21 protein-coding genes and 2 pseudogenes are annotated in these 21714 nt (G+C 72.3%); 11 read left to right on the top strand and 12 right to left on the bottom strand.

Features of this window, described 5'->3' with window-relative positions; genetic code table 11:
* Window positions 1-1052 precede the first annotated feature (1052 nt).
* From AB0J76_RS47600 to AB0J76_RS47580, 5 genes and pseudogenes are all read right to left on the bottom strand, one after another.
* Entirely contained in the window at window positions 1053-2522 is a 1470-nt protein-coding gene (locus AB0J76_RS47600) for an ATP-binding protein (protein WP_352328351.1), read from the bottom strand.
* An 8-nt stretch (window positions 2523-2530) separates the two neighbouring features.
* Window positions 2531-2800: a hypothetical protein gene (locus AB0J76_RS47595; protein ID WP_352328352.1), complete on the bottom strand. Its 270-nt coding sequence runs from the start codon at window positions 2798-2800 to the stop codon at window positions 2531-2533.
* A 28-nt stretch (window positions 2801-2828) separates the two neighbouring features.
* Window positions 2829-3008, bottom strand: a pseudogene (locus tag AB0J76_RS47590) (ATP-binding protein); the annotation flags it as partial.
* 513 nt (window positions 3009-3521) lie between these two features.
* On the bottom strand, window positions 3522-4940 hold the full coding sequence (locus AB0J76_RS47585; RefSeq protein ID WP_352328347.1) for an FG-GAP-like repeat-containing protein: 1419 nt from the start codon (window positions 4938-4940) through the stop codon (window positions 3522-3524).
* Window positions 4941-5162: 222 nt separating this feature from the next.
* Window positions 5163-5669, bottom strand: coding sequence for a hypothetical protein (locus tag AB0J76_RS47580; protein WP_364394004.1), 507 nt, complete (start codon window positions 5667-5669; stop codon window positions 5163-5165).
* Between the two features lie 161 nt (window positions 5670-5830).
* On the opposite strand from AB0J76_RS47580, the pseudogene AB0J76_RS47575 reads away from it, so the two are divergent.
* Window positions 5831-6085, top strand: a pseudogene (locus AB0J76_RS47575) (IS5/IS1182 family transposase); the annotation flags it as partial.
* A 130-nt stretch (window positions 6086-6215) separates the two neighbouring features.
* Here AB0J76_RS47575 and AB0J76_RS47570 read toward each other — a convergent pair.
* Window positions 6216-7604, bottom strand: a complete 1389-nt coding sequence (locus AB0J76_RS47570; protein WP_352328655.1) for a DJ-1/PfpI family protein — start codon at window positions 7602-7604, stop codon at window positions 6216-6218.
* Window positions 7605-7723: 119 nt separating this feature from the next.
* Window positions 7724-8704: a helix-turn-helix domain-containing protein gene (locus tag AB0J76_RS47565; RefSeq protein WP_352328657.1), complete on the bottom strand. Its 981-nt coding sequence runs from the start codon at window positions 8702-8704 to the stop codon at window positions 7724-7726.
* A 349-nt stretch (window positions 8705-9053) separates the two neighbouring features.
* On the opposite strand from AB0J76_RS47565, the gene AB0J76_RS47560 reads away from it, so the two are divergent.
* Window positions 9054-9893, top strand: coding sequence for an alpha/beta hydrolase (locus AB0J76_RS47560; RefSeq protein WP_352328658.1), 840 nt, complete (start codon window positions 9054-9056; stop codon window positions 9891-9893).
* Window positions 9894-10364: 471 nt separating this feature from the next.
* On the opposite strand, the gene AB0J76_RS47555 is transcribed toward AB0J76_RS47560, so the two are convergent.
* Window positions 10365-10661: a hypothetical protein gene (locus tag AB0J76_RS47555; RefSeq protein WP_352328660.1), complete on the bottom strand. Its 297-nt coding sequence runs from the start codon at window positions 10659-10661 to the stop codon at window positions 10365-10367.
* A gap of 76 nt (window positions 10662-10737) precedes the next feature.
* On the opposite strand from AB0J76_RS47555, the gene AB0J76_RS47550 reads away from it, so the two are divergent.
* The 5 genes from AB0J76_RS47550 to AB0J76_RS47530 all read left to right on the top strand — a co-directional run bounded on the left by AB0J76_RS47550 (window position 10738) and on the right by AB0J76_RS47530 (window position 15541).
* Complete coding sequence (locus tag AB0J76_RS47550) at window positions 10738-12885, top strand: peptidase domain-containing ABC transporter (RefSeq protein WP_352328662.1); 2148 nt, start codon at window positions 10738-10740, stop codon at window positions 12883-12885.
* A 58-nt stretch (window positions 12886-12943) separates the two neighbouring features.
* Entirely contained in the window at window positions 12944-13105 is a 162-nt protein-coding gene (locus AB0J76_RS47545) for a hypothetical protein (RefSeq protein WP_352328664.1), read from the top strand.
* An 82-nt stretch (window positions 13106-13187) separates the two neighbouring features.
* A complete protein-coding gene (locus AB0J76_RS47540) occupies window positions 13188-13346 on the top strand; it encodes a hypothetical protein (protein ID WP_352328666.1) in 159 nt (52 codons plus the stop codon).
* A gap of 89 nt (window positions 13347-13435) precedes the next feature.
* Window positions 13436-14419 carry an MvdC/MvdD family ATP grasp protein gene (locus AB0J76_RS47535; RefSeq protein ID WP_364393997.1) on the top strand — a complete coding sequence of 328 codons (984 nt, stop codon included), beginning with the start codon at window positions 13436-13438 and terminating at the stop codon, window positions 14417-14419.
* A 30-nt stretch (window positions 14420-14449) separates the two neighbouring features.
* On the top strand, window positions 14450-15541 hold the full coding sequence (locus AB0J76_RS47530) for a TIGR04500 family putative peptide maturation system protein (RefSeq protein ID WP_352328914.1): 1092 nt from the start codon (window positions 14450-14452) through the stop codon (window positions 15539-15541).
* Window positions 15542-15688: 147 nt separating this feature from the next.
* On the opposite strand, the gene AB0J76_RS47525 is transcribed toward AB0J76_RS47530, so the two are convergent.
* Window positions 15689-16348, bottom strand: a complete 660-nt coding sequence (locus AB0J76_RS47525) for a DUF998 domain-containing protein (RefSeq protein WP_352328915.1) — start codon at window positions 16346-16348, stop codon at window positions 15689-15691.
* Window positions 16349-16411: 63 nt separating this feature from the next.
* On the opposite strand from AB0J76_RS47525, the gene AB0J76_RS47520 reads away from it, so the two are divergent.
* Together AB0J76_RS47520 and AB0J76_RS47515 are read left to right on the top strand one after the other, a co-directional pair.
* The gene (locus AB0J76_RS47520; protein ID WP_352328917.1) at window positions 16412-16726 is read left to right on the top strand and encodes a YciI family protein; all 315 of its coding nucleotides are present in this window, start codon (window positions 16412-16414) and stop codon (window positions 16724-16726) included.
* Window positions 16726-18765, top strand: a complete 2040-nt coding sequence (locus AB0J76_RS47515; RefSeq protein ID WP_352328918.1) for a DUF6596 domain-containing protein — start codon at window positions 16726-16728, stop codon at window positions 18763-18765. The genes AB0J76_RS47520 and AB0J76_RS47515 overlap by 1 nt, the downstream gene beginning before the upstream one ends.
* On the opposite strand, the gene AB0J76_RS47510 is transcribed toward AB0J76_RS47515, so the two are convergent.
* Both AB0J76_RS47510 and AB0J76_RS47505 read right to left on the bottom strand, forming a co-directional pair.
* Window positions 18766-19191 (bottom strand): GNAT family N-acetyltransferase, encoded by a 426-nt coding sequence (locus tag AB0J76_RS47510; protein WP_364393992.1) that lies wholly within the window; start codon window positions 19189-19191, stop codon window positions 18766-18768.
* A gap of 36 nt (window positions 19192-19227) precedes the next feature.
* Window positions 19228-20139: a LysR substrate-binding domain-containing protein gene (locus tag AB0J76_RS47505; protein WP_352328922.1), complete on the bottom strand. Its 912-nt coding sequence runs from the start codon at window positions 20137-20139 to the stop codon at window positions 19228-19230.
* A 108-nt stretch (window positions 20140-20247) separates the two neighbouring features.
* On the opposite strand from AB0J76_RS47505, the gene AB0J76_RS47500 reads away from it, so the two are divergent.
* Both AB0J76_RS47500 and AB0J76_RS47495 read left to right on the top strand, forming a co-directional pair.
* On the top strand, window positions 20248-20706 hold the full coding sequence (locus AB0J76_RS47500; RefSeq protein ID WP_352328923.1) for a nuclear transport factor 2 family protein: 459 nt from the start codon (window positions 20248-20250) through the stop codon (window positions 20704-20706).
* Window positions 20703-21227, top strand: coding sequence for a YceI family protein (locus tag AB0J76_RS47495; RefSeq protein WP_352328925.1), 525 nt, complete (start codon window positions 20703-20705; stop codon window positions 21225-21227). Before AB0J76_RS47500 ends, AB0J76_RS47495 begins: the two co-directional genes overlap by 4 nt.
* 27 nt (window positions 21228-21254) lie before the next feature.
* Here AB0J76_RS47495 and AB0J76_RS47490 read toward each other — a convergent pair whose 3' ends face one another.
* The gene (locus AB0J76_RS47490; protein WP_364394008.1) at window positions 21255-21683 is read right to left on the bottom strand and encodes a VOC family protein; all 429 of its coding nucleotides are present in this window, start codon (window positions 21681-21683) and stop codon (window positions 21255-21257) included.
* Window positions 21684-21714 lie beyond the last annotated feature (31 nt).

Below are 21714 nucleotides of genomic sequence, written 5' to 3'. Positions count from 1 at the left end.
CCAGTTCCTCAGACGGCACGAACACCCGGATCAGCACGCGGGGTTCGGCCAGGTCGGAGGAGTCGTCGCGCAGTCGCCACATGTCATCGCTCATGTCATCGCTCATGGCATCCACAGTGGCGCCGGGCGCCGCCGACAGGCAGGGGAGAGTTCATGGGATGAGTGGCACTCATAGGCTGGCGGTCATGAACGAGACCCTTCGCCGCGAGCTCGGCGCCCACCTGCGCGCGGCCCGCGAGGTCCCCGATCCGGCGGCCGAGGCCGTCCCGATGGACCGTCCGGCAGGAGACTGGAGGCTTGTCCATGCTCGTGTGTGGGGCGTTCCTGTCGTTGACCAGGCAGGCTCGGCGGCAGGTGGGGGAGCGGCGGTCATGTCAGGGCGATCAGGACAGGGCGAGTAGCGCGGGATCTTGAACAACGACCCCGCCCTCAGCCGGCCTCCGCACCGACATCGCCCGCCTCACCCCACCCGCCCCCGACCCGCTACACACCTCCAGCTCGCTGCCAGCCCCGCCCAGGCCTCCACGACCACGAGGATGCCGAATCTGTTGATGACGAGCAGCCCCAACGCCCCGATCCACCACCGGTCCCGGCCCCTCCGCCTCACCCTCGCCCGCACCGGGCCGGGCGGTGTAGCAGCATGGGCAGATGAGCGCCGTGGCGCTGCCCGGGACCTTCCAGCGATACCAGCAAGGCGTATGCGCCGCAGCGGGTGAGCGTGTCGCTCGCGGCAGCTCGCCCACCTGGAGCGGGACGGCGCGGCCACAGGAGGGACAGGCCGTGGCCGGCGGCGTCTGGTCACCGTCGGCCGAGCGCCCGTCGACGCTGGTGAACCGCACCAAGACCCGCAGCGGGGCCTTGAGTTTGCTGGCCGGCGTGCCGCATTCTGCGCAATCCAGCGACGCTGATCACAGGAGGAATCCACGCGTATAGCGGCGGGTGGTAGGCAGTTGTCTGGGTGGCTCGCCCACCCTGGGCGTTCGGCTTTGGGCGGTTCGCGCAGGCCGCCGCAGGCATGCCTCGTGCGGCCTCGCGCGCGTGCGGAACGGAGGTCACCCAGCGTCGGGTGGGCGAGGACGATCGCGTAAACGCTGCTCCATACCCAGCAGCCCGGCGTCCAGAGCGGTCTGGATCAGCCAGCTCCTCACCTGCCCGTGGCGTTGCTCGGGATCGGCCAGGTCCAGGCCGGGGTCGGCCAGCATGTGCACACCGGTCGAGTTCCCGGCGCCGGGGATTTGGGTGAGCCCGCGGGTGTCCAGGACCTGCGGGATCGGCCGGGAGGTGACCATGTGCAGGACGCGGGGCTGGGCGATCGTCAGCGCGTCGACGAACGCCAGCCCGGCGAGCGCCCCAACGACCCGCTCGTCAACCAGGGTTGAGATCATCGCGCCTATCACCAACTCGAGTGCCTCGATGCTCATCAACCGCTGCTCTGCGGGCGGCTTGGTCCGTCCGCTCACCGGTCGCCATTCCGCTTCCTGCAGCGCGTCCCAGTGCGCCAGGCGTGTGGTGACGTCCAGATGCACGCGCAGATGAGTGGCCTGGTGGCCGTACCCGCCGGGCACCTCGGCCGTTAGCAACGCTTCGACGGGCACCGGCAGACCCCGGGTCCGGTCCGGCGCAGGCGCCTGCCAGTAGAGCTGGATGACGCGCGAGCGGTTATGCCCCCGCCGCTCGAACGGCCCGCAATCCGCACCCAAGGAGACCAGATCGGACAGGACAGCGGGCAGCAGCGAGTGACTCAATGCCTCCGCCAGCCGATCAGCGTGCTGCTCACCCAGCGGCCGCCACGCGGCCCTCGGGTCGACGGCGATGTTGAGACCAGAACGCAGGACGAGATCAACCCGCTCATCCGTGCCCCCGGCGCCGACAGGTATGTCAGGCCGCTGGGTGCTCCACGGATCGGCCTGGGCCCGCATATCGTTCTCGGCGAACAGCGCGGCCAGCTGCTGCCAGCTCGCCGGATGAGTGGTGCTGTGGCTGCGGATGGGCGCGGCCCCGTCCACGAGCAGCGGGCGAGGCGTAAGGCCCGGGGCCACGCGCAGTACCAGCACGAACCGGCCGGAGCCGTCATCCATCGGGACCGGGACGATGTCCGGCACCCAGGGCGGCTCGATCTTGCTGTGGCAGTGCTCGGCGACCGCCTCGATCGTCTTCTCCTTAACCCCGGTGATCACCCGCCGGTCGCTGACACCGACCAGGACCAGCCCACCGTAGGTGTTGGCCAGGGCGGCGACGGCTGTGGCGATGCTCTGGGCCATATCGGCCTTGTACTCCACGGTGGGAGCCTCTGGCCCGACCAGCTTCACCAGCTGGCGAATCCGGTCCATCGTCACCTGGGTGGGAGCGGCGTGCAGCAGCGCCTGGATCAAGGACACGACGTTCATCATCGTGGACAGCGCGAGCTGCGGGTGCCGAATCTCCAGGCCCGGCCGGAAACAACGTGCGAGCTGCGCGTGCTGGCCCGAATGGACGTCTTCATCGCGCGCCAGATCCTCACAATTGGCTACGACAAGAGGCACGTACCTCGCTAGAGATCGCCTCGGCGCCATGCATCGACCTCTGTCAGCCGTCGACCGGGACGGGGTGCGCGGGCGGGCCATCGACGAGCAGGGTCGGCGAACAGGCGCGGCAGTCCAGCAGGTCGCAGCAGATCGCCGGTTGCCGCCAGTTCTTGCGCTGTCCACCAGCGGTGACCGGTGATGCTGGCCTTCTCGAAATCCTCCATCCGGGTGGTGCCGATCTCGAAGGCGGGAACGCGTGCCAGGTGACAGCGCTGGCGGACCTTGTAGGTCTGCACGGTGACCATGCCAGGTCGGACGCACAGGGTGATGGTGCCAGCGCCCGCCGTGGTCGAGCACGTTGGTGACGGCCTCGTTGACCGCCAGCACCAGATCCTCCAGCCGCTCCCCGCGCAGCCCTCCGGCCTCGGCGTAGGCGCGCGCCAGAGCACGCAGGCGGCCCAGATCGACGCTGATCGGGTAGCGCAGCACTCGCCGCTCCACCATCATCGCCGCCGGCCTGTATCAGACTCCGGGGAGAAGTGCGTGGACATCTTGTCCCGCTGACCCGCCGATCGATCATCGCACCCGCAACGGGCGAGTCCGCGAACGGCCTGGAGCTCCGGCTGTATTCCGATTCCGCGGGGGCGACTGCCTGGCGGGCGGCGGCCGGGACCGGCCGAAGAGCCGCACGCCCGGGCCGGCCGATCCGCCGGACAGCGCCCTACGGGTGGGGAGGTCGGCCGGACGATGAGATCGCGGCTTAGCGCAGGACCAGAGCGCGTTCGTTCAGCCATCCGTAGGAGCGCGGAGTGAGCCCGACGTCGGCGCCGTACGTGCAACAGGGAGGGTTGAGGTTGAGCCGGCTGCAGGCGCGGATGGGGCGGTGGCCTGCCGCGCGGCAGTGGACTCGCCAAACGCCGGTCCGTTCCCACTCGCGGCAGGCTCTGCCCGGGCAATATTGGCCGCCTGCGGTCTCGCGGCGCGGTGATCGGGCCGCAGGCGGCCGTGTCGGGTGGGTCAGTGCAGCAGGACGGAACCGAACCGGCCGGCCCCGGTGAGCCCGCCCGCGTCGGCATGCACGACCTGGCCGCTGGAGGGGACGCCGGTGGCGGTGCCGGGCAGGACGGCCAGCATGCCCTGGCCGTTGTTCTTGCCGGGCGCGCCCGCCACGAGCTCGCCCTTGCCGTCGCCGGTCAGGTCGATGATCGAGACTGACGCGCCGAAGTAGTCGTCGGCGACCGACTGCTCGGTGACGGGGTCTGCGGTGGGAACGCCGCCGGGGGACGCGATGCCGTCCTGGGTGATGATCTGCGTGCGGGACATGACCGGGCCGGTCGGTGAGCCGGGGATGAGCGCGACCGCGCCCGCCTGGTCCAGGTCGGACACCTTGGCGCGGGGAAGGCCGATGGCGATGTCGGCCGCGCCGTCGCCGTCGAAGTCGCCGGTGGCCAGGCTCGTGCTGATCTGCGCGAGCGTGGTCAGCCAGGTCAGATTACGGGCGGTGAAGCCGACCCCGGTCATGCCGGCGCCGTACTTGTCGCCGTACCAGACGTTGATGGTGCCGGTGCTCGGCGTGACCATCACCAGATCGCGGTAGCCGTCGCCGTTCACGTCGCCGAGCGTCACCTTGGAGTCGGACTTCGGGCAGGCGAGCTTGGTCGTCCCCGACGTGTCCGCGCACGCCTGGGGGCTGCCCATCACGAACGGGTCGGGAGAGGGGTTGCGCAGGTCGCCGGTGTACCACAGGTACGGGCCACTGTTGGCGGTGATGTCCAAGCCCACCCACATCATCTCCAGCCGGCCGTCGCCGTGGATGTCGCCGATGACCGCGGACCGGGCCGACAGGTCGCGGGCGGGACTCAGCCGGGTGGTCTCGAAGGCGCCGCCGTTGTACCAGCCGCCGAGCCCCACCCCGTAGCCCTGCCGGAACGTGCCCACGATGTCGGGCCGCACATCACCATGGTCGGCCAGGCCGAAGGCCAGCGACTCCATGGTGGTGTACGTGCCGGTCACGATCTGACGGCTGGTGTCATTGCCGCTGGTCCAGGAGTGGATCTGGCGCGCCCGGGTGCCACTGGAGATCAGGTCCGTCTTGCCGTTGCCGTCGGTGTCGGCCGCGGCCAGGCTCGCGCCCCATCCGGAGCAGGGGGTGTTGATCGAGTAGAGCATGCAGCCGGGTTCGGGCCGCAGGTGGGAGCGTCCGGTGAAACCGGAGGGCCCGCCGTACAGGACGGCGATCAGGCCGGTGTTGCCGCTTCCTGAGACCGCCGCCGGGTACGAGGGCATGCCCACGGCCAGGTCGTTGTAGCCGTCACCGTTGAAGTCGCTGTTGTAGGTGATGGGAGTGGCCGCGGCAGCCGCCGGCACAGCGAGGGAAGTGAGTGTCGTGGTCAGCGCGAGCAGCGCCGCCGACCAGGCGATCTTGTTCGCTTGCATGTCCGCATGATCGAATCTGCGACTTGCGGACTGGTTGGATCCGGATGGTCATCTGGATTCGGCGCACCTGCCAGCCTCGTGCACTGACGGTTCGAAGCCATCCCGATGCGAGTAAGGGGCACGAGATGCCAGGCGACCTGCGAAGATCAGGAGAGTGCGCCATGAATGGGGCACTAGCCCCAACCGCGATGTCGGTGAGAGGGGTGCTGCTGAACCTGCTGGTCATCGCGTGCCTTTGATGACGCCTGCGGCGAGGGCGGTGAGGTGGGTGAGGTCATGCAGGATGGTGCCGGCGCGGCTGATGGTGGTCCGGCGGACGGTGCCCAGGACGACCGGGTCGCCGTAGTCGTCGACCACGATCAGGTAGCCGCCGTCCTGGCCGAGGGGGTCGAGTGCGGCGGCGGCCAGCTGGGCCTGGGTGTAGGGGCGGATCGGCCGCTCGTTCTTGGGGCGCGCCTTGGCGCGGCGGGCAGCGCGGGCGGCCGCGGGCAGATCGGGCAGCGGCGCCGGCGCGTACAGCGCCGCGAACAGCGCCATGACGGTCTGCACCTTGCTGGCGCTGGCCGCCCCCTCGATCGGGCCCCGATGGGTGCAGGCGACATGGCGGCCGGCCCGGTCCTTCTGCGGCCGGCCGACGCAGCGGCCGCGCACGATGACGTCTTCCCGTCCGCTGACGCGGCCGCGCAGCAGCGACCAGGACGCCCACGCCGCGAGAGAGGTCGCCCCCACTCGAACAGCTCGATCCGGTCGCCGCCGTCGCCGTCCCCGCTGCGTAGGCACTTCCACGACGCCGAGTACGCCCACCTGTACGACCGGGTGGCGATCGCGCGGGCCCTGTTTGCGATCACCGGCGATCCCGAAGGGCTCGTTGCACCCCTGCTGTCCACGACGTTGTGGCCGAGCTTCGCATCCGCCGCCCCGACGGAGGCCGGCCACGTACCCGCGCCGACACCCTGATCGGCGACAAGGGCTACTCCAGCCGCACGATACGCCTCGGCCTTCGCCGGCGCGGCATCAAGGCAGTCATTCCAGAGCGACGTGACCAGATCGCCAACGGCAAGCGCAAAGGCAGCCGCGGAGGCCGCCCACACGCCTTCGAGGCGCTCACCTACAAGCACCGCAACCTGGTCGAACGCTGCATCGATTTGGCTCCGGCAAGCCGAATTGTCAGACACCCTCTAGGTCGGCCTGTCCGGAGTTGTGATCAATGGTGTCGGGTTCGGGCCGGTAAGGGGCTGTGGGCTGGGAGAGCACCCCGCGGTGTGCGACGCGCTGTCATGCCGCCCGCAGGCGCCGCACAGCCTGCCGGATCGCCGTCGGCAGGAACCCCGCACCGACGCTGACCGCGGCCGCCACGACGGCCAGCAGGGTTGACCGCCAGGGCCAGGCCGCCCCGGTGAGCGTCAGATGGGTGGAGGGGTACTCCGAGAACTTCGCCGTGACCCGGGCCGTGGAGCGGTCGCTGTGGCGGGCGAGGTCACGCAGGACCGGATCAAAGCCGAACTCGCCGGCATGCCGTCCTCCGCCGGGCAGTTCGACGGCCAGCTTGTTGCGGTGCGCCCAGGTGCGCAGCGACGTGTCGACGGCCGGCACGTCCGCGACGCCCGGCACCACGAAGCGGTCCACTCCGTGGGAGCTGGAACCCGTCGGCTGGGCGATCAGGACGAGGCCGTGACGAGTGGTGACTGTGCCCCGGCTGCCGAGGACCACCGTACGTGCGCTGAAGGACACCCCGCCGTACGCTTCGAAGGCGGCTGCGGCGTCGATCTCGTCAACGCCGTCGACCAGGCCGATCCCCACCGTGGAGCGCCGCCAGGGGAACGCGGCGTTCAGCGCGTACGGCAGGTCGCCGAGTGTGAGGTGGTTGGCCGGGATCGTGGTCGGCCCGTCCGGAGTCCAGCCCGGATACGACAGGCCCTTCCCGATTCGGGCGGCTTCGCCGTTGCCTGCCAGTTCCTCCACGACCCGTAGGGCTCCGACCGTACCGGAGGTGACGCCGGCGGTGGTGGTGACCCGGCCGTCCTCCACATACCGCTGGCCGCGCTTCCAGTGCACCCGGGGGTAATCGCGCTGCAAGGAGCCGATGTTGGACCAGAAGGAGGTCGCGTCCCGGCCGTCCAGCAGGCCGGAGGCCGCCAGCAGCTCCGAGCCCGCGCATACTCCCAGAACACGCGCGCCCTTGCGGTGCCGCTCCACGATCCACTCGCGCAGCCGCGCCTCCTTGGCGTCGGCCGGTTCGGTCACCGCGGGCACGACCACCACATCGGGCTCAGGGATCGCTCCCCTGCCCACCTCGGCCAACGTGTGGTCGGGCAGGAGATGGGCTCCGCCGGACATCGGGGAGACGCGGCGCTCGGCTGCCACGGTGTAGACGAAGAACTTCTCCGACTCGGCGAACACCCGGTACGGCGCCATCACGTCGGTGGCCACAGACCCCTCGTTGCTGACCACCACGGCCACCGTGATCCGGCCGGTCGGCACGGCTTGCGCGGTCGGCCACGCACGCGCGTCCGATGCGGTCGGTACGGGGGCGAGACTGTCCGCCATCGACATGCTCACCCCCGCGAAGGCGATGCCGGCGAACGACGCCACCGACAGCGCCGTGCCCATGAGCACCCAGCCCGCACGGCGGACCACCCAGCGCCCGCTCTTCAGTCTTGACACGACATACCTCCATAAAGCGGTCGATCGATGACGGTGCGGCACACGCAACCGCCCCCATGGGGAGAACAAGAAAGGAAGTGGCCGAGGGAAGGCGTCAGGAGCCGTTCCCGGCGGGCGTTTCAGCCGGTGGGGCGCAACTGCCCGCGGAGTCGGGACGGCGAAACGCCGAATCTCGCGGTGATCAGGCGGCGCAACTGCCGTGCGTCACGGAAGCCGCAACGGGCAGCGACCGTCTCCACCGTCAGGTCGGTGTCCGTCAGCAGGGCACGGGCCCGTTCCAGGCGCAGCCGGCGCTGGTAGGCCAGCGGAGTGATCCCGGTGGCCGTGGTGAAGGCCCGCGTCAGACCGCGCGGCGACAGATGGGCGACGGCGGCGAGCTCGTCGAGGGAGTGCGGGACATCCAGGTTCTGCGCCAGGTGGTCCTGCACCCGGTGCACGGCGGGCTGCACATGGTCGCGGTAGCGCAGGAATGGGCTGATCTGGGCGGCATCGCCGTCCCGCCGTAGATAGAGCACCAGCTCACGGGCGACGGCGGCGGCCAGTTCCGGGCCGTGGTCGCGTTCGACGAGGGACAGTGCAAGGTCGATCCCGGAGGAGATGCCCGCGCTGGTACTGATACGTCCGTCGTGGACGTACAGGGCCGCCTCGCGGACCCGGGCTGCCGGATACCGCTCGCGCATCGCTCCGGTCAGCGACCAGTGCGTCGTGCACGCCCGGCCATCCAGCAGCCCCGCCTCTCCCAGGGCCGCGGCGCCGCTGCACACCGATGCCACCCGCGCCCCCGCGTCATAAGCCTCCCGCAGCCATCGCACCGCGGCGCTCGACACCAGCCGGTCGGATCCGGTCAGTCGTGGCCCCGGTACCAGAACCAGATCATCCGGTCCCGCCTGCGTCGCCGCGAGCGCCTGGAGCCCGGCGAACTCGAGCCCCTGCGCCGAGCGCACCCCACCGGTCTCGGCGACGTACTCCAGCCGGTAGCAGCCGCCCAAGTGGGCTGCTGCACTGAAGACCTGGACCGGGCCGCCGAGATCCAACAGGTTCACCTCGGGCAGCACCAGCACGACCACCCGTCCCGTACGCCCGCTCGTCACGTCACTCACACGGACACAGTAGGCAAGCTCCACCGATGCCCGCGAGGGCAACCAGCGCCGGAGGCCGGACGGATCAGGCACTGCGAGGTCCGGACCCTGTGGCCCGGCGAGGCCGCGCCTGACCTCGTCGCTCTCGCCGTCGTGGCGGCAGACTGCGCCCGGCCGGCCGGCGTCGTGGCCGCCTCATCCGGCAGCGCCTCGCCGAGCACGGTGACGGGGTCCTTGATGATGGAGCCCGGTCGGGGGCCGAAGAGGACGATGCCGATCAAGGCCAGAATTGCGAGCACGATCCCGCCGCCTCCTGTCGCCTGGTCGACCGGTGGGCGATGCGAGGGGTGGGCCGGTAGCCTCACGGGTCATGATCGAGAAAATCGCGGACGTGCGTGGTCTGCGGCTGGCCTGGTTCGACTCTGATCCTGATGCCGATGACCGAGCTGGGGCGAGCGCGGGAGTCGTGCTGGCTTTGCACGGGCACTTCGGCCGAGCGCGTGCCTTCGCGCCGCTCGCCGCCGCGCTGGCGCCGGGGCATCGGGTGATCGCGTTGGAGCAGCGCGGGCATGGGCGCAGCGATCGGGGTGACGGCGACTTCAGGCCGGATGCATACGTGGAGGATGCTGCCGCGTTCCTGCGAGGGCTCGAGGTTGGGCCGGTGGTGGTGTTGGGCCACTCGATGGGAGGCGTGGTCGCCTTCCGGCTTGCCGCTCGGCATCCCGAGCTCGTACGCGCGCTGATCGTCGAGGAAGGAGGTGCGCTCAACCGGCGGCCCGAGATCGCGCATCCCGTTCTTGACGTGCGCGGATGGCCTCGTCGTGCCGACACCCTGGCGGGTTTGCGCCGTGCGATCGAGGAGCAGGGGATTCCGGACGCGAGCTACTTCCTGGAGAGCGCCGTCGAGCGGCCCGAGGGGTGGGGGCTGCTGTTCGACCATGACGACATGGTGGCCTCGCAGGAGGCGCTCCTGGGGGACTGGTGGAGTGACTGGCTCGGCTCGGACTGTCCGGCGCTGCTGGTGCATGGCTTGGACAGCTTCGTACTGCCGACCGTGATGGCTCGGGAGATGGCGGCGCGGAGGCCGGGCACTGTGCTTCGGGAGCTGGCGGGGTGCGGGCACTGGGTGCATGACGATGACCCGGTGGCGTTCGCCCAGGTTGTGGGGGAGTTTCTGACGGGTTTGCACGCCCCGGATGAGGTGGTTTGAAAGGACGGCCGGTCTCTCGACCGGAGGTTGGCTGCCGAAGGGCAAGTGGACGCTGTCGTCCTGGACGACGCGGGCGTCACCCTGCTCGTCCAGCCCGAGCTGGTGCTGGACCAGGCGCAGACGGTCGAAGCCGCCGCCCGCCTGGGCAGACCGCTTGCCGTGCAGCCGCCGAGCGGTACCGGCTGGTCGCCGAGGCGGAGCGGGAAGCTCCGGCGACGCGGTCCACGCGCGTGTCCGCGGCTTGGACGTTCGGCTCCGACACCACAGACGCCTTCACCCTGATGCCGGATTCCGTGGTGCGCTTCGCTCCCCAAGCTCGACGCGCGGAACACCGCACCGGCCGGACATTCCTTCACCGTCCCGGTCAGCGTGCGTCCGCTGCCCGGCAGCGCGGCGGGCCGCATGCAGGGGTTCGTGAGCTGAAGCCGAGCTCACCGCCGTAGCGGCCACCGGCGATCCGGGCCAGTCTCGTCAGGGCCCGCCGAGCTCGCGATCAGGCCGGGCACCGTCTGTGACCGTGTCGGCCGCGTCCTGCGCGAGGAGATGGCGGAGGCGGGATTCGAGCGCAACGGTGCGCTGCTGGGTCAGGTGCGCACCGCCTGGCGGGCTGAGGACGCCGCGCGCGGCGCTCCGAGGCGACATCGAACGGCAGGGCGAGGCAGCCTCGCCATGCGCCGTCAGACGGCCTTCGTCGATGTGGTCCGCGAGATAGATCATGACGCGACGGCGGTTGATCTTCTGGAGTCGTTCCAGGACCAGCCTCCGCACCCGTTCCCAAGGTCTCCCACGTGCCTCCCAAGTGAGCACCAGTGGTTTCGAAGGAGGAGGACGGAGGCTGCCGCGCATGCGTGTTCCTGTCGTACTCCAGCACAGCATGGTCGAATGCGGCGCCGCATGCCTGGCGATGGTCCTCGGCGCGTACGGACGCCGCGTCTCGCTGCCCGCCCTGGCGGCCGAGATGGGCGTGGGCCGGGACGGTGTCAGCGCGCTCGCGCTGGTGCGCGTCGCCCACGCGCACGGCCTGGACACCCATGCGCTCTCGGTGCCCGCCGCCCAGGTGCCGGAGCTGCCGTTCCCCGCCATCGTCCATTGGCGGGCCAAGCATTTCGTCGTCGTGGAGCGTGTGGCCGGGGACGTGGTGACGATCGTCGATCCGGGCGTCGGGCGGTTCAGGATCGGCGGGGCGGAGTTCGCCCGTGACTACAGCGGCGTGGCGCTCACGTTCACTCCCGGGGCCGGGTTCCAGCGCGGGCACTTCGGGGATCGGCGGCCCTGGTGGGCGCGCTATGTCCGGTTCAGCGTCCTGGACCACCGGGCGCTCGTGGCCGCCTTGGTGCTGCTCAGCCTGCTCCTTCAGGGGCTCGGCCTGGCCCTGCCCGTCGTCACGGAGAACGTGGTCGACCGGGTGCTCGGGCACGCCGAAGTGGGTCTGCTGCCCCTGCTGGGGGCGGCCGCGGCCGGGGCGGTGCTCGCCCATCTGGCGGTGAGCGGGATGCGGGCCTGGGCGCTGGCCGTGCTGCGGTCGCGGGCCGACGCGGTGCTGTTCGACGATCTGGCCGGGCGGCTGCTCGCCCTGCCGTTCCGGTTCTTCGCCCACCGGGGCTCGGCCGACCTGGTCTCGCGGATCAACGCGGCCGGCGTGCTGCGGGAGGTCCTCACGGGCCAGGTGCTGTCGGCCCTGCTCGACGCGCCGCTCGCGGCCGGCTATCTGATCGCGGTCACGGTACGGTCGCCGCTGCTCGGCAGCGTGCTCCTGGGGCTGGCGGCGGCGCAGATCCTGGTGCTGCTCCTCACCAGGCAGCGCCTGCGCGACCTGACGCACCGCGAGCAGGAGGCCCGCAACGACGCGCAAGGACTGCTGGTCGAGGCCGTCAGAGGCATCGAGACGATCAAGTCGGCCGGGGCGGAGACCCAGGTCCTGGAGCGCTGGGGGAAGCTGCTGACCGTCCAGACCCGGTGGGTGCGGCGGGGTGCGTCGGCGCAGGGCGCGCAGGACAGCCTGCTCGCGGCGCTCGGGTTCGCCGCGCCGCTGGCACTGCTGTGGGCCGGTGCGTGGCAGGCGGTGGACGGCGTGCTCACCCCGGGCGCGCTGCTGGGAGTGCAGGCGTTGGCCGCCGCCGCCCTGGCCCCGCTGGCCTCGCTGACCAGAAGCCTGCGCGGGCTGCAGACCGCCCGCGCCCAGGCGGACCGGCTGGCCGACATCTGGGAGGCCGAACCGGAGCCCCTGGCGCCGCCGCTGCCCGCGACCGGCACGCCGCGGACCCGGATCGAGCTGCGCGGCGTCGGCTTCCGGTACGCGCCCGAGAGCCCCTGGATCGTCCGAGGGGTCGACCTGCGCATCGCCCCCGGGCAGAAGGTCGCGCTCGTGGGCCGATCCGGATCCGGCAAGACCACGCTGGCGCGGCTGCTGCTCGGGCTGGTCCCGCCGGTCGAAGGCCAGATCCGCTACGACGGCGCGCCGCTGTCGCACCGGCCGCGGCCCCGGTTCGGAGTGGTCACGCAGGAGCCGGCGCTGTTCACCGGGTCGATCGCGGACAACATCTCGCTGGGCAGCCCCGACGCCGACCTGCGCGAGGTGGCGCAGGCGGCGAGGCTGGCCTGCGTGCACGACGACATCCTGGCCATGCCTCTCGGTTACCACACCCTGCTCACCGAGGGCGGGGGCCTGTCCGGCGGCCAGCGCCAGCGCATCGCCCTGGCCAGGGCCATCCTCGCCCGGCCCGAGATCCTCCTGCTGGACGAGGCCACCAGTCATCTCGACGCGCACACCGAGGCGGCGCTGAGCGCCAACCTGGACGCCCTCCCGCAGACCCGGATCGTGATCGCGCACCGCCTGAGCACGATCCGGGACGCCGACCTGATCCTGGTGCTCGACCGGGGCCGGATCGTCGAGGGCGGCACCCACGACCAGCTGGTGGCGGCGAGCGGCTTGTACGCGTCCCTCGTCCGCTCACAACTGTCCGGCAGGCCCCTTCAAGCCGGCACAAGCTGACGCCAAGGGCTGATCGGCAGTCTCGTTCGCGGCGAACGACAAAGAGAGGAGGACCTCCATGGACGTCAAGCCGCGTACCGAACTCGGGGACATCACCCCGATCGGCGCCGAACTGGACGAGAGCGCGCTCAGCACCCTCAACGGCGGCATGTACGACGACGAGCAGTGCAAGCGCCTGTCGTGGTACGACCCGCCGGGCATCTGCACGCACGACTACTGACCCATCCGCAGGGCTCAGGGCCGCCACTCCGCGTCATCCGCGGGGCGGCGGCCGCGACGCCGCCGACCGTAAGGAGAGTTCCGTGAACGCCAAGCCGCAGACCGAACTCGGGGACATCGCCCCGATCGGCGCCGAACTGGACGAGAGTGCGCTCAGCATCCTCAACGGCGGGCAGGACCCCGACTGGGGTGACGTCATGATGTGCTACTTCGACCCGCCCGGCTGGTGCGGGATGGACTGATCTCCGCTCACACCGCGGCCGCCGTCCCCCTGGTCCCGGGAGGCGGCGGCCACCCTTCCGAGAAGCCCGGCCTCGCCCAAGGAGTTTCCGTGTCCTGCCCGCATGTCCTCGTCCTCACCTGCGACGGCGACGTCCACGCCGACCGCGTCAGGGAGCTGCTGGTCCGGCGCGGCGTCCGCACCAGCGTCTTCGACAACGCGGACTATCCCGCGCGGGCGCACGTCGAGCTGGCCTACGACGGCCGGGGGCTCACCCGGCGGCTGCTGCACACCGGGTCGGACACGCTCGACCTCGACTCGGTGACCACCGTGTGGTGGCGGCGCCCGCGGCCGCCGGCGGCGCATCCGGCCGTCACCGACCCGGCGGTGGCCGCCTACACCGCCCAGGAGGCCGCCGCCGTGCTCGCCGGCCTTTGGGAGTCCCTGCCGTGCCGTCCGGTGCCCGGCCGGGAGTCGGCGCTCACGCGTGCCAGGCACAAGCCGTCCCAGCTCGCGCTGGCCGCCGAGCTGGGGTTCGAGATCCCGGAGACGCTGATCACGAGCCGGGCGGACGCCCTGTGGGACTTCCACAACCGGCATGACGGGCACATCATCACCAAGGCCATCGGCCAGCCGTGGGTGGAGGATCTCGCCGGGGGCCACTCGGTGCTGCGCAAGTGCGAGTTCGTCTCGGGCCGCGACCTGGCGTACGCGGAGGGGCTGCGGTTCTGCCCCGTCATCGCGCAGCCGTACGTCCGCAAACGCATGGAGCTGCGGGTCACGGTGGTCGGCCGGCAGACGTTCACGGCCGAGATCCACTCCCAGGTCAGCAACCGGGCCAGCGTGGACTGGCGGAGCTACGACCTCGGCGCCACCCCGCACGCCGTCCACGCGCTGCCGGACGAGATCGCCGACCGGTGCGTGGCACTGACCGAACGCCTCGGCCTCGTCTACGGCGCCGTCGACCTGATTCTCACGCCGGACGGCCGGTACGTGTTCCTGGAGATCAACCCCAACGGCCAGTGGTTGTGGATCGAGGACCTGACCGGCCTGCCGATCAGCCAGGCGCTGTGCGACCTGCTCGCCGAGCCGTGATCCGCGCACAGCCGAACGAAAGGATTTGACGTGAACCTGCCGCCCGACGGGTCGCAGCAGCGGGCCGGACTGTCGCCCGCTCTGCTCGGCGACGCGCTGGAATGGCTGCGCGGCCTCGACGGCGTGCCGCCGGAGAGCGCCCGCGAACGGCTGACGGCCCTGCGCACCCGCCATCCGGGGACACCGATGCGGCTGCTCTGGCAGAGCGAGGCCGCGACCGGCGACCACCACTACGACCTGCTGTTCCCCGTGCCAGGGGCGACCGTGTCGCTGGCCGTGGCGCCGGACCGCGCCATCCCCTGGCCACTGCGCGGAGGTCAGCGTTCCGGCGGCCATCTCCTGCTGCGCGTCAACGGCGCCGACGTGACGTGGGAGAAGGCCGTCTCGGTGCTCGACGTGTTGTGGGAGGACACCGACCTGGCCCGCCGGCTGGTCAACTCCGCCCTCGTCGAACAGGCTCTGGCCACCCGGGACCCGGACCCGGACCCGGACCGGCTCCAGCAGGCCATGGACGCCTTCCGCCGGGCCCGCGGCCTGCTGACCGCGGAGGCGACGCGGCGCTGGATGGGCGAGCGCGGCCTGACCCACGCCCGTCTGGAGGAGATCGTGGCCGGCGAGGCAGCGGTGGCGGACCTGCGTCGTGAGGTGCTCGGCGGGCGCGTGGAGGAGCGTTTCGCCGCCCGTCGCGCGGACTTCGACTGGTTGCGTGTGGTCAGGCTGCGGTACGCCGACGCGGACCGCGCCGCGACCGCCGCCGCGGCGCTGCGGGGCGGGAAGGCCGACCCGGTCGCGCTGGCCACCGAGGAGGTGCTGGCGGGGGCGGCCACGTGCCGCATGGAGGCGAACGACAGGAGCTCGCTGATCGGGCTCTTCGGCGCCGAGGCCGAGGAGGCCGCCGCCGGTGACGTGCTCGGGCCCGGGCGGCTCCCGGACGGCGGGCTCTGCGTCGCGCACGTGCTGGCGGTGGAGCCGGCGGTGCTCGACGAGATCCGCCGCGGGCTCATCGAGCGGCACCTGTTCGAGGAGTGGCTGACCGAGCAGCGGCGGACCGCTCACCTGGAGTGGTTCTGGGGCAGCCGGGCCCGCACGGACGCGGCCGACGCCGAGCTGCGCGCCTCCTGAGCCCCCGACGCCGACGGAGATCGGGACGGGACCGGAGCGCAGCGCGGCGACGTCCGGCTCGCCGATCCAGCCGTGCACGACCTGATCGACCTCGTCGAGAAGGGCCTGCGACCAGACGCCGGGCAGTGCCGACCAGCGGACGTCCCGTCAGGTGAGGGAGCCCCGGCGGCGCAGCCGGAAGGCGACGGCGGACATCCACAACATCGCGCCGGTGACGCCGACGGCCAGGGTCACCGAACCCCCTGGGCCGCCGCCCATCGTCCAGCCGTTCCCGGCGATGACGGCCACGCCCGCCAGGAAGGACGCGACGGCCGAGCCGGCGGCTCCGGCGCGGGAGAAGTGGCGGCCGAGCACGAAGCAGGCCGCCGCCAGGGCGATGAAGGCGATCGAGCCCGAGGCCATGTGCAGCCCGGCGTGCCAGCTCATCGTCGCGGGCGGGCCGGCGGGGGTGCCGACGGGGAAGCCGTCGCCGGCGTCCATCCGGAAGATCCCCGCGAGGATCATCCCGATGCCGTTGACCAGCAGGAGCCGGGGCAGCCACCGGCCGGGGACGGTCCGGCGCAGCCCGTACGAGCCGGCGATCACCAGCGCGCCGACGGCCAGGAAGTCGGCCACCTGGACCCAGCCGAGCGAGCCGGTCGACAGCTGGCTGAGCGGGTGGCGGACGATGTCGAAGCCCTCACGGGTGAGCACCTGGGCCAGGTTGACCGCCGTCCACAGGGGAGCGGCGACGGCGCCCGCGGTCAGCAGGGCGCGGGTCGAGGAGGCGGTGGGGGAGGCGGGCGAGGCGGGGGCGATGGCGGTCATGTCCCGTGTCCTTTCGTGTTCTACTGCATACGCGACGAACGAGCGATGTGACAGGGAACGCACATGAGATTTCTGCTGACGAACGTGAGCGAGCGGCGCGACGACGAGACGCTGCACGCCGAGATGGGCAGGTTCATCCAGGAGCTCACCGAGGCGGGCGTGCTGCTCGCCACCGGAGGCATGGAGCTGGGCGGCACCGTGCTCAGGTCCGCGGGCGGCGAGCTGACCGTCACCGACGGGCCCTTCGCCGAGGCCAAGGAGATGGCGGGCGGGTTCGCGCTGGTCGAGGTCGGTTCGCGGGAGGAGGCGCTGGAGGTCTCGCGGCGCTTCTTCGCGGTCGTCGGCGACGGCGAGTGCCACATGCGCCAGATCTACTGATGGACGCCGTCACGGCGGTCTGGCGGGAGCAGTCCGCGCGGATCGTCGCCGGGCTGGCCCGGATGCTCGGCGACGTGGGCCTGGCCGAGGAGTTCGCCCAGGACGCGCTGGTCGCCGCGCTGGAGACCTGGCCGCGTGACGGCGTGCCGGACAGGCCGGGCGCGTGGCTGACGACCGCCGCCAAGCGGCGCGCCCTCGACCACCTGCGCCGTGCCCGGCGGCACGACCGGGCCGTCCGCGACCTGGAGCCCGAGCAGCCCGGACACCCCGGGCAGACCGAGCACGCCGAGCAGGCCGGGCAGGCCGAGGCCGGCGACGACGTGTTGCGGCTGATGTTCGTCTCCAGCCATCCCGTGCTGCCCGCCGAGGAGCGGACCGCGCTGACGCTGCGGCTGCTCGGCGGGCTGACCACTGCGGAGATCGCCCGCGCGTTCCTGGTGCGGGAGGCGGTCGTGGCCGGACGCGTCGCGCGCGCCAAGCGCACGCTCGCCGACGAGGGGGTGCCGTTCGAGCTGCCGCAGGGGCCCGAACTGGCGGTACGGCTGGCGTCCGTGCTGGAGGTCATCTACCTGATCTTCAACGAGGGTTACTCGGCCACGGCGGGCGAGGACCTGACGCGGCCCGCCCTGGCGCTGGAGGCGCTGCGGCTCGGACGGCTGCTGGCCGAGCTGGCGCCGGGCGAGTCCGAGGTGCACGGGCTGGTGGCGCTGATGGAGATCCAGCAGTCGCGCGCGGACGCCCGTACCGGGCCGTCGGGGGAGCTGGTGCAACTGCACGAGCAGGACCGGGGACGGTGGGACCGGGAGCTGATCGCGCGCGGCTTCGCCTCCATGCTGAGGGCGCGGGAGGCGGGCGGGGGGCTCGGGCCGTACGTCCTTCAGGCGGCGATCGCGGTGTGTCACGCGCAGGCGGCCGGGGCGGCCGACACGGACTGGGACCGGATCGCGGCCCTCTACGGCCCGCTGGCACGGCTGCTGCCCTCGCCGGTGGTCCGGCTCAACCAGGCGGTCGCCGTCGGCATGGCGACCGGGCCGGAGGCGGGGCTGGCGCTGATGGACCCGCTGCTGTCGGACCCGGCGCTGCGGGACTACCCGCCGCTGTCCGCCGTCCACGGCGACCTGCTGGCGCGGGCCGGGCGTGACAGCGAGGCCGCGACGGCGTTCGAGCGCGCCGCCGCCCTCACCCGCAACGCCGCCGAACGCGCCTTCCTCCTCGCCCGCGCCGCCCGCCACCGCACCGCCTCCCCCCTCGCCCGTACGGCCGGCACACCCGACATGGCCCTGTTCGGCGACGCGGCGGACCGGTTCCTGGCCCGTACGGACCTCGACGCCGGGACGATCCGGTCCTACGGGCAGACGTTGCGGCGGCTGCGCCTGGACCTGGGGGCCGCCACGCCGCTGGCCGACCTCACCCCCGCCCTGGTGGCCAGGGTGTTCGCCGCCGCCTGGAGCACGGCCGCGCCCAGGACCTGGAACCGCCACCGCGCGGCCGTACGGTCGTTCGGCGCGTGGGCGGGCCTCGGCGACCTGCCGGCCGAGCTGCCCAGGAAGCACGACGACCGCAGGAGACGCCCCGCCGTCGACGATCAGGCGCTGGCCGCGCTCTGGCGGCACCCGTCGACGCGGGAGAGGGCGCTGTGGCGGCTGGTGCACGAGTCGGGCGCCTCGGCCGCCGCCGTCCTCGCGCTCGACGTCGAGGACCTCGACCTGCCCGCCCGCCGCGCCGCCACACTCACGTGGGGCGACGGGGCCGCCGCCCTGCTGGAGGAGCTGGTCGCGGGCCGGGCCCGCGGCCCCCTCTTCCTGGCCGACCGCAGGCCCGGCCCCGCCCGGACGCCGGCCCCGGCCGACCTGTGCCCCGAGACCGGCAGGCGCCGCCTGTCCTACGAACGCGCCGAGTACCTGTTCAAGCAGGCCTCGGGCGGCTACACCCTGAGCCGGCTCGCGGCGTCCGCACGCCCGCCCGGCAGCGGCGCGGCTCGCCGGCCTGGCCCGCACACCCTGCCGGCCTCGGCCGACGTCAGCCGCTCGGACCGCTGATCAGCCCGCGTTCAGTTCCTTGCCGAGCAGCAGTCCGTGGTCGCCGAATCCGGCCGAGGAGTAGAAGCCGACGGCGTCCTCGTTCGGGGCGAAGATCACCGCAAGGAGGAACTCGACGTCGCGGTCCCTGGCGGTCCGCTCGGCCGCGGCCAGCAGAGCGCGGCCGACGCCTCGACCGCGATGGCGATCAAGGACCACGGTGTGGACCTCCGCGGCGCGGCGCGGAATCAGGATCTGATGGTCGGGAGGCGCCGATCGCAGGACGACCTCCGCCATACCCGCCACCTCACCGTCCGCCTCGGCCACGAGCAGCAGGTCGTCCTGCCCGTCGCGCAGGCGACTCTCGAAGTGGCCGCGCACCGCCTCGCCGTCCGGCCGGCGATGGACGGACGGGCCGAGCCCGACGTGATGCTCCGCGTTCGCCATGCGCAACCCGACGAGCGCAGGGAGGCCGAGCGGGCCTCAGCCCGGCGCGCCGCTCCCGCCGAGCGAGAGGGGGCCGAGGTCGGCGGCGGTCCTGGCCAGCGCGCGGACGGCGGGACCGTCGGCGGTGGACGACCAGACCAGGGCGAACCGGAGAGCCGGGGCGTCGTGGAGCGGCACGAAGACGACGCCGGGCGGACGGTTGTAGCGGGCGGCGATCTCGCCCAGCGGATGGACGCACTGCCCGGCGGCGACCAGGGCGAGGATCTCGTGGAACGTCCGTGCGACGGGCCCGCGCGGGATGCGGCGGCCCAGCGGCGTGCGGGTGGGGACCATGGACGCCACCCAGTACTCCGGGGCGGCCGGGCCCAGGTCGACGACATGCTCGTCGGCCAGGTCCTCCAGCGACGCGCCGCCCCGCCCGGCCAGCGGATGCCCGGCCGACACCGCCAGCACCCGGCCCGTTTCGAGCACGGTGGGGCCGACGGTGAGGTCGGATTCGGCCACCGGCAACCACAACACGTGCGCGTCGGCGTCCCCGGCGCGCAGGGCGGCGAACGGGTCGCCGCCGGTGACCTCGCTGAAGCGGACGTCGGCGCCGGGATGGCGGGCGCGGAAGGCGTCGACGAGCGGGCGCAGCTCGTAGCCGGCGTGGCCGAACACGCCCAGGCGCAGCGTGCGGCCCGCGCCCACCCCCGCGGCCTCGGCCCGGGCGAGCCCCTCCTGGAGCAGGTCGTAGGCCTGCCGCAGGTCCTCGCGCAGGCGGCGGCCGACCGGGGTCAGGGCCACGCGGCGGCTGGTGCGGTCGAACAGCGCCACACCGAGGCGCCGCTCCTGCCTGCTGACGGCCTGGCTGACGCGCGCCTGCGAGACGCGCAGCCGTTCGGCGGTACGGCCGAAGTGCAGTTCCTCGGCGAGCGTCAGGAAGATCTCGATGTCCCTCAGCTCCACGGATAACCCCCAGGTTATGGATCGCCCCACGAACCCTACCTTGTTCGCCCTCCGACCTGCCTCGATGCTGAACGCACCACCTTCCACCCGAGCGAGGGAGAGATCCGCATGCTCGACATGCAAGCCATAACCGACCGCGTCGAGATCGAGGCGCTGCGCGGCGAACTCACCGACGCGGTGATGACCCGCGACTACGACCGCGTCGAGTCCCTGTTCACGCCCGGCGGCGTTATGCGGTGGCCGCACATCGGCAAGGAGTTCGCCGGCCGGGAGGCGATCCGCGCCGGGATCGAGTGGGGGCAGGGCCTGTGGGAGTTCTTCGTGCAGAACGTGCACCCGGGCGTCATCCGGATCGACGGCGACACCGCGACCGGCCGGGTCTACGTGCACGAGTTCGGGCGGATGCGCGACGGCGGCTCCCACGCGAACCACGCCCTCTACCACGACCGCTACCAGCGCACCGGCGACGGCTGGAAGTTCGCCGAACGCGTCTACGAGGTCAGATACCTCGACGCCAGCCCGCTGCCGGGCTCGGCCCCCGCCGGCGACCAGGAGCGCCCGGCATGACCGCCGGCCTTCGCGCCCTGACCGGCGACTACGTCCTCGACCCGGCCCGCACCCGGATCGGCTTCGTCGCCCGGCACACCGTCGGCCCCGCCGTACGCGGGCAGTTCGACCGGTTCGCCGGAACCGGCCACCTGGACGGCGACGACCCGTCCAGGTCACGGGTCGAGCTCACCGTCGAGGCGGGCAGCGTCCAGACCCGCAACCCGCAGCGCGACCGGTACCTGCGCGGCAAATACCTCAAGGACGCCGACCACCCGGTGATCACCTTCACCTCGAACCGGGTGGAGCGGACCGATGAGACGGCCTTCCAGGTCACCGGTGACCTGAGCATCCGCGGCGTGAGCAACCCGATCACCCTGGACCTGGAGCTGACCGGCGACGGGGACGAGCTCCGGCTGCGGCTAAAGGGCGGCGTCACGATCGACCGTACGGACTGGGGCGTGAAGTGGAACGCCGCCGCCGGACTGGTCGCCAGAAGGGTGGCGCTGGAGCTCGACCTCGCCGCGGTCCGGCGGCCCTAGCGGCACGGACGCACGAGCAGCCCCGCCTCACCCGCCGAGCTGCTGGGCCAGGCCGACGACGATCCCTTCGGGGCCGCGGACGTAGCACAGCAGATAGCTGTCCTCGAACCGCTCCAGCGTGCCGACGAGCTCGGCGCCGTGCCGGCGCAGGCGGGCGACGACGTCCTCGACGTCGTCGACGGCGAACATGACCCGACGCATGCCCAGCGTGTTCGCCGGCGGGTCCGCAGGCTCGGGGCGGATCGGCTTCGGCGTGTGGAACATGGCCAGCTCGATCCCGCCGGGGGCGCCGGGGATCCGCAACATCGCGACCTCCTGCCGGACGCCGTCGAGCCCGATGACCCGCTCCGCCCAGCGCCCCTCGATCGGCCCCCTGCCCTCCAGCTCCATGCCGAGTTCGAGGAAGAACCCGATCACCGCGTCAAGGTCTTCGACGACGATGAGCACGTTGTCCATCCGCTGGATCGCCACTCCGGGCCTCCTTCGT

Source organism: Nonomuraea sp. NPDC049624 (genome assembly GCF_040675255.1).
Taxonomy (GTDB): Bacteria; Actinomycetota; Actinomycetes; order Streptosporangiales; family Streptosporangiaceae; genus Nonomuraea.
This window is presented reverse-complemented; position numbering and strand designations above follow the sequence as displayed.

What these genes read in the sequence shown, in the direction of transcription:
- AB0J76_RS47585 (WP_352328347.1), bottom strand. Translation starts at nt 4,940, where the DNA reads ATGCAAGCGAACAAGATCGCCTGGTCGGCGGCGCTGCTCGCGCTGACC.
- AB0J76_RS47560 (WP_352328658.1), top strand. Translation starts at nt 9,054, where the DNA reads ATGATCGAGAAAATCGCGGACGTGCGTGGTCTGCGGCTGGCCTGGTTC.
- AB0J76_RS47550 (WP_352328662.1), top strand. Translation starts at nt 10,738, where the DNA reads ATGCGTGTTCCTGTCGTACTCCAGCACAGCATGGTCGAATGCGGCGCC.
- AB0J76_RS47545 (WP_352328664.1), top strand. Translation starts at nt 12,944, where the DNA reads ATGGACGTCAAGCCGCGTACCGAACTCGGGGACATCACCCCGATCGGC.
- AB0J76_RS47525 (WP_352328915.1), bottom strand. Translation starts at nt 16,348, where the DNA reads ATGACCGCCATCGCCCCCGCCTCGCCCGCCTCCCCCACCGCCTCCTCG.
- AB0J76_RS47520 (WP_352328917.1), top strand. Translation starts at nt 16,412, where the DNA reads ATGAGATTTCTGCTGACGAACGTGAGCGAGCGGCGCGACGACGAGACG.
- AB0J76_RS47515 (WP_352328918.1), top strand. Translation starts at nt 16,726, where the DNA reads ATGGACGCCGTCACGGCGGTCTGGCGGGAGCAGTCCGCGCGGATCGTC.
- AB0J76_RS47510 (WP_364393992.1), bottom strand. Translation starts at nt 19,191, where the DNA reads ATGGCGAACGCGGAGCATCACGTCGGGCTCGGCCCGTCCGTCCATCGC.
- AB0J76_RS47500 (WP_352328923.1), top strand. Translation starts at nt 20,248, where the DNA reads ATGCTCGACATGCAAGCCATAACCGACCGCGTCGAGATCGAGGCGCTG.
- AB0J76_RS47495 (WP_352328925.1), top strand. Translation starts at nt 20,703, where the DNA reads ATGACCGCCGGCCTTCGCGCCCTGACCGGCGACTACGTCCTCGACCCG.
- AB0J76_RS47490 (WP_364394008.1), bottom strand. Translation starts at nt 21,683, where the DNA reads ATGGACAACGTGCTCATCGTCGTCGAAGACCTTGACGCGGTGATCGGG.